Origin of the sequence: Salinisphaera hydrothermalis C41B8 (assembly GCF_000732535.1) — a bacterium.
Lineage (GTDB): Bacteria > Pseudomonadota > Gammaproteobacteria > Nevskiales > Salinisphaeraceae > Salinisphaera > Salinisphaera hydrothermalis.
Map to the genome: position 1 here is coordinate 1 of NZ_APNK01000058.1, position 11,289 is coordinate 11,289.

The window sequence follows — 11,289 nt, forward strand, 5'->3', positions numbered from 1 at the left end:
GATCGCTTTGAACTCTGGCGTTAACGTTGAACCATCATACAGCGGGACCAAACACCTAGGGCGTGTCGTCATGAGAGACGCCACCGCATGAGGCCCGCCCATCGTGTCAGGTAAGGCGCATGCCGCCGAGCGTGGCGGGCCCCACGGTCAAGGCATGCAACGCCGCCTGGCGCGGTGGGCGGGCCTCACCCGCAGGGCCCGTGCCCGTGAGGCGGCAATCCGGCGTTGTCGTTCGCTCACGTGGCCCGGCCACGCGACGCTCACGATGCCTTGTCTTGCCACCTCACGGGCGCGGGTGCGGCGGTGTATCTCATGACGACACGCCCTAAAAGCATGCAAGGTGATACACAGGATTGGCAGGGACCTTGCAGGGACATAACCATGAGCGATTATCGATACACCCTGGGCGAGCGGACTTTTATCTTCGACTCGCTGGCCGACGTCATGGCCAAGGCGTCCCCCGCGCGATCGGGGGATCGGCTGGCCGGCGTCATCGCTGAATCGGCGGAGCAGCGCGTCGTCGCCCAGATGCTGCTGGCCGAGCTGCCGCTCAAGCGGTTTCTGGAAGAGCCGCTGGTGGCCTATGAAGACGACGAGATCACGCGCCTGATCTTCGACGGGCACGATCGACAGGCGTTCGCGCCGATCTCGCATCTCACGGTTGGCGATTTCCGCAACTGGTTGCTGTCCGATGCGGTGGATGCCGACGTGGTCGCTGCCGTCCGCCCCGGCATCACGCCCGAGATGGCGGCAGCCGTCTCCAAGATCATGCGCAACCAGGATCTGATTCTGGCCGCGAAGCGGGCGCCGGTGGTCACGGCGTTCCGCAACACGATCGGTCAGCCCGGGCGTTTGTCGACCCGCCTGCAGCCCAACCATCCCACCGACGACGCCACCGGCATCGCCGCCTCGATTCTGGATGGCCTGTTGTATGGCAACGGTGACGCCGTGATCGGCATCAATCCGGCCACCGATAACGTCGCCCAGACCAAGCGTCTTCTGCATCTGCTCGACGACATCATCACGCGCTACGAGATTCCTACCCAGTCCTGCGTGCTCACCCACGTGACGAACACGCTCGAGGCGATCGAGGGCGGGGCGCCGGTGGATCTGGTGTTCCAATCGATCGGCGGAACCGAGGCCACCAATCGCAGCTTCGGTTTCGGTCTGTCGGACCTGGCCGAGGCGCAAGACGCCGCGCTGTCGCTGAAACGCGGCACGGTTGGCGACAACGTCATGTATTTCGAGACCGGGCAGGGCAGTTCGCTGTCGGCCAATGCCCACCATGGCATCGACCAGCAAACGCTGGAAGCTCGGGCGTACGCCGTGGCCCGTCACTTCAAGCCGCTGCTGACCAACACCGTGGTCGGCTTCATCGGACCCGAGTATCTGTTCGACGGCAAGGAGATCATCCGTGCCGGGCTGGAGGATCATTTCTGCGGCAAGCTGCTCGGGGTGCCGATGGGCTGCGATGTCTGTTACACGAACCATGCCGAGGCCGACCAGAACGACATGGACAACCTGCTGACGCTACTGGGCGTGGCCGGCGTGAACTTCGTGATGGGCATTCCCGGCTCGGACGACATCATGCTCAACTACCAGACCACGTCGTTCCACGACGCGCTCTACGCACGCCGGGCGCTCGGGTTGCGAGCCGCACCGGAGTTCGAGGCCTGGCTGGAGCAAGCCGGCGTGTTCACCGACGCAGTCAATCACCGCTTGAACGATGAGACGCCGACCGCTTTCGCTGATGCGTTGGCGCGGTTGCCGGCCGGAGGGCAGCCCGATGAGTGACGATCGAAACCTCACCGATGTGACGGCGGGCGTATCGCGCGCGGCCGATGACGGCGGCGTGATTCCTAATCGCTGGCGCCAGCTGCGGGCCTTCACCGATGCCCGCATTGGCCTCGGCCGGGCCGGCGTCAGCCTACCGACCGATCGCATGCTGGCGTTCCAGCTGGCTCATGCCCAGGCCATCGACGCGGTGCATCGGGCCTTCGATGTCGAAGCCTGGTGCACAGATCTGGTCGACGCGGCGATCGACGGGCCGCTTGGTCAGGCGCCGATCCGCCTGCACAGTCAGGCCGAGGATCGCATGATGTATCTGCAGCGGCCCGATCTCGGCCGCCGGCTCGACGAGGCCTCGCGCGAAGCATTGGCCGCCGATGAAGGCAGCGCGCAGCAGCCGTTCGACCTGGCTGTGGCCGTGGTCGACGGACTCTCCGCCCGGGCCATCCACGATCATGCCGTGGGCTTTCTCGACGCCTTGTCACGCGAGTTGGCAAGCAGCGCACACGATTGGCGTCTGGCTCCGCTCACGGTCGTCGAGCAGGGCCGTGTTGCCATCGGCGACGACATCGCGCCGCGTCTCAATGCTAAAGCGGTGCTGGTCCTGATCGGCGAGCGGCCCGGTTTGAGTTCACCGGACAGCCTCGGGCTGTATCTGACCTGGCAGCCCGGCGACGGCACGAGCGACGCCGACCGGAACTGTATTTCCAACGTCCGGCCGGCCGGGCTGAAGCTCGAGTCGGCCGCCCGGCGTCTGGCTTATCTGCTCGGTGAGGCGCGCCATCTCGGCCTGACCGGCGTGGGCCTCAAGGACCGCAGCGATGACGGTGTGATCGATAACGACGGCGCGGGCACCCGTAATTTTCTGACCGGCTGATCTGCTACTTCCCACGACACCAAGCAATCCACTGAGGCATGCCATGAGCGATCCGACCATGGAACAGGACTATCTGGCCAAGCGACAGCTGGCCCAGGGCACGGCCGGCTGGGTGCTGCTGGCCGGACTGGGGGTGGCCGGCGTGATCTCCGGCGATTTTGCCGGCTGGAACTTCGGCATCGGCCAGGCCGGCTGGGGCGGCTTCGTGATTGCCGCCATCCTGATGGGCGTGATGTATTTCTCGCTGGTGCTGTCGCTGGCCGAGATGTCGGCCGCGATTCCGGCGGCTGGCGGTGGCTACAGCTTCGCGCGTCAGGCCATGGGCCCGGCCGGCGGTTATCTCACCGGTCTGGCGGTGCTCATCGAATACGCGTTGGCGCCGGCGGCGATCGTGATCTTCATTGGTTCCGCGGTGGCCGAACTGACCGGGCTCAATGGGCCGCTCGTGTATGCGGTGTTCTATATCGTGTTTGTCGGCATTCATCTGGCCGGGGCGGGGGAAGCGCTCAAGACCATGTTCGCGATCAGCGCGTTGGCCGTATTCGCTATCGCGGTGACCTCGATCGCCCTGATCGGCGATTTCGATGCCACGAACCTGTTCGACATCGCGCCGACGGATGCAGCCGGCGCCTCCAGCTTCCTGCCGTACGGCTGGTACGGCGTTTGGGCCGCGCTGCCTTTCGGCATGTGGCTGTTTCTGGCCGTCGAGGGTGTGCCGCTGGCCGCCGAGGAATCCAAGAATCCGGCCCGCGATGTACCGCGCGGCATTATCGCGGCCATGCTGTTTCTGATCGGTACGGCAGTGCTCGTGGTGGTACTGCTGGCGGGCGCCGGCGGCGCGAAGATGATCGGCGATAGCGGGGTGCCGTTGGTCGATGCACTGCGCGCCAGCGGCAGTCACGGGATTGCTACGCTGGTCAACGTGCTGGCGCTCGCCGGTCTGGTCGCTTCGTTCTTCTCGATCATCTTCGGCTATAGCCGGCTTGTGTTCGCCTTGTCGCGCGCCGGCTACTTACCGCGCTTCCTGTCGCTGACGGGCGAACGCAAGACGCCTATCTGGGCCCTGATCGTGCCCGGCGTGCTGGGCTTCATCGTGTCGTTAAGCGGGGCCGGCGACCTGATTCTCAGCATGGCCGTCGTCGGCGCCACTCTGTCTTACGCGCTGATGGCCGCCAGCCATATCCTGCTGCGTCTGCGCCAGCCGCAGCTGCATCGGCCTTATCGAACGCCGGGCGGCGTGGTGACCTCCGGAATCGCTCTGGTGTTATCTGTGATTGCACTCACAGGCGTTTATGCCTTCGATCCGCATGCCTTTGGCTACACGATCTTGTTGTTTGTCGTGGGCGCAGCATGGTTTTTTCTTTACAGCCGGCGGCACTTGGTCGCCAAAACAGCCGACGAGGAGTTTCGTCTGCTGGCCAGAGCGGAGTCGGATCTAGAGGATTAAAAATGGTGGGCTTGGCGCGTTCGATCCGAACGCCTCCGTAGTCTCCCGGATTCTTCGCCAAACGGCGCATTGAACAGGTTTCGGGGGCGTGCGATTTTCGATTGAAATTCGCGCCGGCAGCGCCGGCCGCCATCCAAGGAGAACACGCCATGCAGGCGTTCAATTGCGACGTCATCGTGCGGCGCCCCCAGCGTGTATTCGCCCCCGATGCTTCGCTGGCCCGAGAGGCGGTGCTGAGGCTCGCCAAGCCCATGCGCGTGAGCCGTCCTTTGGTCGTCGGGCCTGCGGGCGATGCCCGGCATCCTGCACAGCGGCGCTGGGTTTCGGGCCGGCCGTCCATGGGGCAAGAGACGTCAGCTTCGCCCGACAACGCCGAGGAGACGCACCATGCCGCTGGTTCTCGGTGAAACGGCCAGTACCCCGCCGCCCGAATTGATCGATGTCAGCAGCGGGCGGCGTTTCAACGTCGATGCGCTGGCACGGCATCTGGCCGCGCGTGGTTTCGACTGTGGTCCACTGTCGGTACAGCAGTTCGCGGGTGCCAAATCCAACCCGACCTTTCTCGTGTCGTATGGGCGCGGCGCCGGGGCGTCGAAGTTCGTTCTGCGCAAGAGCGCAGCGGACGCCCCGATAGCGGCGTATGCGCTGGATCGGGAGTATCGGGTGATGCAGGCACTGGCCGACACCCCGGCCGTGCCGGTACCGGCGATGCACGCTTTCTGTGCCGATGAATCGGTGCTGGGCGCGCCGTTCTATATCATGGACTACGTGGCCGGGCGCACCCTGTCCGATTCGAAACTCGACGGCCTGTCGTGTGATGAGCGCGGGGCGGTTTATCGCGGCATGATCGATACGCTGGCGGCCTTGCACAATGTCGATGCCGACACGGTCGGGCTGTCGGAATTCGGCCGACCGCGGGGCTATCTGGCACGACAGGTCACGGCCTGGCGGCGACAGTACGAGCATACCGCCGGTGACCCGGATCCGGCGATGATGGCGCTGGCCCAATGGCTGGAACAGAATCTTCCGGCGGACGCCGCGCCCGTCATCACGCATGGCGATTACCGGGTGGGCAACCTGATGTTGTCCGAAGGGGGGACCGATCTTGCGGCGGTGCTGGACTGGGAGATGGCCACCCTCGGCCATCCCATGGCCGATCTGGCCTATGCCTGCCTGCCGTATTACCTGCCAGAGGATATCGATGTTCTCCCCGGTATCGCGGGGCTCGATCTCGTCGAGTGGGGTATTCCGGACGAATCCGAATTGCTGAAGCGGTATCGCGCCGCGCGCGGTTTGGCCCCGATCGATGAATGGCCCGCCTTCATCGCGTTCGCACTGTTCGGCATCGCAGCTTTTGCCCAGGCGGTGCAGGCGCGTTCGCCCGGTGGGCGTCATGGTGACGAGGCCAGGCGTGTCGCCTGCCAAGTGAGTGAGTTGGCCGAACTCGGTTGGCAAATGGCGCGTTACCACGATACGGCCTGTTGACTCGTCCGCTGAATGCGATCGCGTCCCCGAGCTACGACGGCGTAAAAAACGGGCGTTCAAGACGCCCGGCGCCGTTGGTTGCGATTGGCGATATCGCCTCCGGTCACCCGCGCACCGCATACACCGGACCGCCGACCGCTAGGCGGCGGGACGCGCGCGCGGTCCGTCGATGCTGCGAGACGTCTGCAGCCTCTCGTATCGTGCCGCTCGTTCGTTCTGTTCGGCGCCGCCCGGGGCGGGCGTGCATGCAGGACCGCGAGGTCAGCTCAGCCCGAGGGCTGGGTGAACCGATCGTTGAGACGCCGCACCATCGTTTCCTGCTTATCGCGGATCTTGGCCACCCGGCGTCGAGCGAGAATGTGCCAACCCTTGGGCTGCAAGCTGAACAGGCCGCGCCACCAGCGGGTATTCCGTCGAAACGCACGTCGCAGATCGAGGCTGAACGCCTGCTGCGACGCGGGTTCGATACGACGCGCGATTTGATTCGCAGCCAAGCTGCGGCTCGTGTAGTGCAGGGCACCCAGCACCACGACGGCAACGGCCACGATCACCCAGCCGCTCACGGTATTGCCGAACACACGATTGACCACGCCCATGGCCACGCCGTGAGCCCAGATGAACGCGGCCCCGCAGGCCAGCACGATCGGCAAGAGCATCAAGGCATCGTAGATGAGCGTGCGTTGCCGCCATTTACGCAGATAACTCTTGAGGCGCCCCACGCCGGCGTCTCCAGCCAGCGTATCGGCCGCGCCAGTCATCAACTCGACGACGCGATATGCCCGGTCAACTTCCACGCCTTTCATGCGGCGATGGATTTCGGCGATGTCTTCGTCTTTTTTCGCCTTGAAGCGGGCTGCCAGCGATTCGTCCGCAATGGTCTCGGCGGCGTTTTCGTCGTAGATGCGCAGAAAACGCCCGGCGGTCAGGCCGGCCGAGGCCAGGGCGCGCTGCCAGGCCGCGACCACATCCTCGGGATTGTCTTCGCCGGCGGTGGTGTCGATCTGATTGAGAATGAAAAGAAACTTGCTGGCGTCGTCGCGATTGATCGTGCTGGTGACCAGATGCTGGAGCGTGTCCCGCATGGCGCCGGGCTCGGGATGACGCGCATCGAAGAACACCAGCACCAGATCCGACAGGTCGATGATGCGATCGGTGATTTGCAGTGTCGCCGAGCGCTGGCTGTCGGCGTCGAAGCCGGGCGAGTCGAGCAGGATCTTGCCGCGGATCTGCTCGGAGTTGCAGGTCTTGAGCTGCAGATAATTATTGATCCGCCGGCCTTCCCCGGCCGCGACGTCTTCGATATCGCCGCTGATGCGATAGAACGGGAAGCGCAGATCCGCGTCCAGAGCCGACCCGGGCAGGGTGCGGGGTTCGGCATCCTCGCTGTAGCAGATGACCGAGAAACGATCGTCGACCGCCTGATTCCCGGTGCGCTGGAGAGTGGTACCGAGATAGCTGTTGATGAAGCTCGATTTCCCGGCCGAGAAGGTACCCAGCAGCGAGACCACCGGCCACCACGGTACGCGTCGGGTGAAACTCTCGTTGGATGCCAGCAAGCCCATACGGTGCGCGATGCGGTCGAGCCGGCGGAATTCGGCCAGCGGTTCGAGCAGCAGCGGATTTTCGCGCTTGAGGTGGGTTTCCAGCGAATCGGTACGCGTGGCGTGTTTCGAGGATTGACTCATAAGTCCCCTGAGACGGTCGTGCATCGACGCAGCACGTGGCGCGTCGCGTTAATCATCATAGTATGCCAGTGGCGGCGCCAGGGGCCGTTCATGTTTCGTCCGAGCGCGAGCCGCGCCTGCCGCATGTTCGTCTGCGATAAGAGGCAAGCCACAGTGCCGCGACGGGCTACACGGCGTTATCGTGGCGGCGCCGAATGCCCACGATCTATCGGGCCGCGAAGGGGCGGGGCTGGCGCCTCATCCGGACAAGAGCACGAAACTCTGGCCCGGCAGAGCCGTGTTCGCTCCCCGGTGACAACGGGCGCCACCCGGTCGGCGTCGGGTTTTATGGCCCGCTACGAGTTGGCTGGACGCGTATGCGGCGGCGACGCCGCATACGCGTCCGTCGCCCGATGTCGTTGCGCTCAGCAGCGGTTTCATTTTTACTGCGTTACGGACCCGGCCGGCTTCGCTACGGGGTGTACGGGAGGGGCTCGGCCGTTGTCATCGCGCGCCATCGGAACGGATGGCGGCATGTCGGCGCCTTGCGATGGCCGTATGCTCGCGACGGCGCTATGACCGGCAACCGGTGTGGCTGACCATGCCATGTCGAACCCAGGGGGAAAATCGTATCGTGTCCGACACATCCTTGGCGGCTGTTTCCCAATTGGTACGCAGCGCCGCAAGCGCCCTCGACTGCCGTTGTGCCGTGTTCTATCGGCTCGATGCCGAGATCCTCTATCCCGTGCACAGCGAGGGTATTGCGTCGGCCGATGCCTACGCCATGCCGGAGGAGAGCTGGCTCGCAGCCGATCGTGGGATCGATGCCATTCGCGTTTATCATGATCTCGACTCCGCGGGCGCGATGGTACCGCCGGTGGCGACGCCGGATCGGCGCTTCCCACGGTTCATGACATTGGCACCGGTGATCTGCGACCAGGGGCGGCGCCTCGGGCTGTTGCTGCTGGCGGATACTTCGCCGCAGGCGCGCTTGAGTGCCGCCAAGCTTTACGCACTGAGTGTGCACGCGGTTCAGCTCGCCTTGCATTATCAAGAGCGTTCGGTGCAGGAGCAGCGCCCGCCTTATGGCTGGCAGCAGCCCGATCGATTACGCCTGCTGGAGTCGGTGGTAGAGAACGCCAAGGATGCGGTGTTGATTACCGAGGCCGAACCGATCGAGCCGCCCGGGCCTCGCATCGTCTATTGCAATGCGTCCTTTACCCGCACCACCGGTTATAGCGAAGCCGAGGTGCTGGGTCGGACGCCGCGGATCCTTCAAAACGACAACACCTCACGCGCCGCACTCGACCGGCTGCGTGACGCGCTCGAGAACTGGCAGGCGATCGAGATCGAACTGCTCAATCAGCGTAAGGATGGCGGCGAGTTCTGGGTGGAGCTCAGTATTGTGCCGGTAGCTGACGATAGCGGTCGCTATACCCACTGGATTTCGGTGCAGCGCGATATCTCCGAGCGCAAGCAGGCCGAAGCGATTGCCGATCAGGCGCGTATTGCCGAGGCCGAGAACGCAGCGCTCGAAGCCAAGTTGCACGAGCGTCAGCGTATCGAGCAGTCGTTGGCGTATGCCGCATCGCACGACGACCTGACACATCTGCGCAATCGCGCCTATGTGATGGAGCGGGTGCAATCGTTGGTTTTGCGCGATCAGCTCGATACCGGCGATGCCAGCCTGCTGTTCCTCGACATGGACCGTTTTAAACTGGTGAACGACAGTCTCGGGCACCGGGCCGGCGATCTGCTGCTCAAACAGATGGCCCGGCGACTGGAGGCTTGTGTGCGCGCTGAGGATACGCTGGCGCGCGTCGGCGGCGATGAGTTCGTCGTGCTGATCGAGAACGACCCAGCGCGCCAGGCGCCCATCGACGTCGCCGAGCGCATCATCGAGGCGTTCGATCAGCCGTTTCGCATCAGCGAGCAGGATATCTACTCATCGGCGAGCATCGGTATCGTGCATATCGATGCGCATTACAGCTCGCCCGAACAGGTCGTTCGAGATGCCGATGTCGCCATGTATGCCGCCAAACAGCTCGGCAAGGGCACGTACTCTTTGTTCACCGAGTCGATGCAGCGGGCGGCGGTCGAGACGCTGTCGTTGCAGAACGACTTGCGTCAGGCGCTTGTCAGCCGGCAATTTTCGCTGGCTTACCAGCCGATTTACGCGCTTGGAAAAAAGGGGTGCTTCGGGGTCGAGGCGTTGGCGCGCTGGCACCATCCCGGACGCGGGTGGGTGGCGCCGAACGTATTCATCCCCATGGCCGAGGAGATCGATGTAATACGGGAGTTGGGCCATTGGGTGATGAGTCAGGCCTGTCGCCAAATGCGAAGCTGGGGCGCGGCGGCCGCCGATCTCAAGCTATTCGTCAACGTATCGGCGCGCGAGATCCGCGATCATCGTTTCCTTGATCAGGTCGATCAGGCGTTGGCCGAAAGCGGTCTGGCGCCGTCCCGGCTTCAGCTCGAAATCACCGAGAATATTTTTATTCAGGATCCCGAGCATGTGGCCCGGGTTCTGGAAGCGCTGCGATCTCGCGGCATCCGTGTGGTGCTCGACGATTTTGGCACCGGCTACTCATCGTTGAGTTATCTCGATCGCTATGCCATCGATGCCTTGAAGATTGATCGGGAGTTCGTGACCCGGATGGCCAGCGTCCGGCGTACCCGGGCCATTGTCGACAGTATTCTGTCGTTAGGCACGACACTGGGTGTGGACATCGTGGCCGAAGGGATCGAGACCTCGGATGAGCTCGAAATGTTGCAGAGACTCGGCTGTCCTTTCGGCCAGGGATTTTTGCTTGCGCCGCCGATGAGCGCTGAAGATTTCGCCGAGCAGTTGGCTGTCGAATAGCTGGAAACCACGACGCGACACACGACTACACCTGCGGCCGACGCAGCGCGTCGACAGCCGCTAGTTGGGTGTCGTTGCGCTGCCAGTGTTGCCGTCGTCGTCCGCATCGTGACCGCCCGCATCGGCGGGTTCAGCGGCATGACTGCTCGACGACGAGGATGTGCTGTCGTCCTCGGGATGCTTGACCACCGGGGCCTGGCCTTTGTAGCCCCCGGCCGAGTCTTTTTTCACCGGCGATTGCACGTCGTAGCCGTGCTTCTTGGCCTCGTAACCGCCGGCCGCACCGGCTGCCGCGCCGGCGGCGAGAACACAGCCCTGAAGCGAGGCACCGAGCACCATGGCGCCGGCTAATAAAACAGTGGGACGCAGCATAGACTTCATGACATCGCCCGATTCGATTTTGAATCCTGGAGTATAGATTTCGTTGATGAATGCCGGCAAAACCCAGCTCAAACAAGGCAGGTATGGAGGCACTAATGGTTTGCCCGGCCGCCATGCGGACCTCGTTTATGCAAGGCACAGCCTGACAGAACAAACGCCCAACGATTGACGGCAAAATGGCGATGCCGCGGTATCGCCCCGTGCTCGCCGGTTGCTATGCCGCACCGCGGCCCACTGCGCAGGGCGACTTCTCCTCGGGTGTCGTTGAATCGGAATCGTACGCCGCACCGCTACGCTATACGGCGAGGGGCGCATAGAGTTCGTGGGGCTCATATGCCATGGCATGTTCGAGCTTGCCGAGTTGATGCAGGTCGACACCGTCGAGCACGAGGTTTAGCCGTTGATGGCCGGGCGCTTTCAGATTGCGAACCACGCGTACTCCTGTCGGCTGACCGCGTTCGTCCAGGCTCACGACCTGGGCTCGGAAGCCGTTGGCATAACGGACCATGGTGCCGATCGGGTAAGGCCCCTGGCGCTGTATATAGCGCCGCACCCAGTAATCGCTGAACCCTTCTTGATCGCGATATATCTCGCGACACGCGTCGAACGCGGTGATGGGCGGTCGGCCATGGTAGCCGCGTACGCGCACGTCCACCGCCTTGACCACACGTGCGGCCTGCACCATCTGCATGTGAGTGTCGTCGATGGATTCTCCGGTCGCGCCTAGGTGTGTAAACCCACCACATTGTTCACGTTGAGCCGCAGTCGGCTGATCGGTGGTTGA

The 11,289-nt window shown here is 63.7% G+C and carries 8 protein-coding genes and 1 pseudogene; 6 read left to right on the plus strand and 3 right to left on the minus strand.

What is annotated here, in order from left to right; all coding sequences use genetic code 11:
- The first annotated feature begins 381 nt into the window (after positions 1-381).
- From C41B8_RS18555 to C41B8_RS18575, 5 genes are all read left to right on the plus strand, one after another.
- A complete protein-coding gene (locus C41B8_RS18555; RefSeq protein ID WP_037341668.1) occupies positions 382-1,794 on the plus strand; it encodes an ethanolamine ammonia-lyase subunit EutB in 1,413 nt (470 codons plus the stop codon).
- Positions 1,787-2,665 carry an ethanolamine ammonia-lyase subunit EutC gene (gene eutC / locus C41B8_RS18560; RefSeq protein ID WP_084189205.1) on the plus strand — a complete coding sequence of 293 codons (879 nt, stop codon included), beginning with the start codon at positions 1,787-1,789 and terminating at the stop codon, positions 2,663-2,665. The genes C41B8_RS18555 and eutC overlap by 8 nt, the downstream gene beginning before the upstream one ends.
- Before the next feature lie 43 nt (positions 2,666-2,708).
- Positions 2,709-4,112, plus strand: coding sequence for an ethanolamine permease (gene eat / locus C41B8_RS18565; RefSeq protein WP_037341670.1), 1,404 nt, complete (start codon positions 2,709-2,711; stop codon positions 4,110-4,112).
- Between the two features lie 149 nt (positions 4,113-4,261).
- On the plus strand, positions 4,262-4,519 hold the full coding sequence (locus C41B8_RS20755) for a hypothetical protein (protein ID WP_198025297.1): 258 nt from the start codon (positions 4,262-4,264) through the stop codon (positions 4,517-4,519).
- Positions 4,500-5,597 carry a phosphotransferase family protein gene (locus C41B8_RS18575; protein WP_051883773.1) on the plus strand — a complete coding sequence of 366 codons (1,098 nt, stop codon included), beginning with the start codon at positions 4,500-4,502 and terminating at the stop codon, positions 5,595-5,597. Before C41B8_RS20755 ends, C41B8_RS18575 begins: the two co-directional genes overlap by 20 nt.
- 266 nt (positions 5,598-5,863) lie before the next feature.
- Here C41B8_RS18575 and C41B8_RS18580 read toward each other — a convergent pair whose 3' ends face one another.
- Positions 5,864-7,282, minus strand: coding sequence for a dynamin family protein (locus C41B8_RS18580; RefSeq protein ID WP_037341674.1), 1,419 nt, complete (start codon positions 7,280-7,282; stop codon positions 5,864-5,866).
- 613 nt (positions 7,283-7,895) lie between these two features.
- Here C41B8_RS18580 and C41B8_RS18585 point away from each other — a divergent pair.
- Entirely contained in the window at positions 7,896-10,124 is a 2,229-nt protein-coding gene (locus tag C41B8_RS18585) for a putative bifunctional diguanylate cyclase/phosphodiesterase (RefSeq protein ID WP_198025298.1), read from the plus strand.
- Between the two features lie 60 nt (positions 10,125-10,184).
- Here the strand turns inward: C41B8_RS18585 and C41B8_RS18590 are convergent, their stop codons facing one another.
- Together C41B8_RS18590 and C41B8_RS18595 are read right to left on the minus strand one after the other, a co-directional pair.
- A complete protein-coding gene (locus C41B8_RS18590; RefSeq protein ID WP_037341676.1) occupies positions 10,185-10,565 on the minus strand; it encodes a hypothetical protein in 381 nt (126 codons plus the stop codon).
- A gap of 235 nt (positions 10,566-10,800) precedes the next feature.
- Positions 10,801-11,289, minus strand: a pseudogene (locus C41B8_RS18595) (hypothetical protein); the annotation flags it as partial.

Coding starts and splice junctions, on each gene's coding strand:
- C41B8_RS18555 (WP_037341668.1), top strand. CDS start 382: ATGAGCGATTATCGATACACCCTGGGCGAGCGGACTTTTATCTTCGAC.
- eutC (WP_084189205.1), top strand. CDS start 1,787: ATGAGTGACGATCGAAACCTCACCGATGTGACGGCGGGCGTATCGCGC.
- eat (WP_037341670.1), top strand. CDS start 2,709: ATGAGCGATCCGACCATGGAACAGGACTATCTGGCCAAGCGACAGCTG.
- C41B8_RS20755 (WP_198025297.1), top strand. CDS start 4,262: ATGCAGGCGTTCAATTGCGACGTCATCGTGCGGCGCCCCCAGCGTGTA.
- C41B8_RS18575 (WP_051883773.1), top strand. CDS start 4,500: ATGCCGCTGGTTCTCGGTGAAACGGCCAGTACCCCGCCGCCCGAATTG.
- C41B8_RS18580 (WP_037341674.1), bottom strand. CDS start 7,282: ATGAGTCAATCCTCGAAACACGCCACGCGTACCGATTCGCTGGAAACC.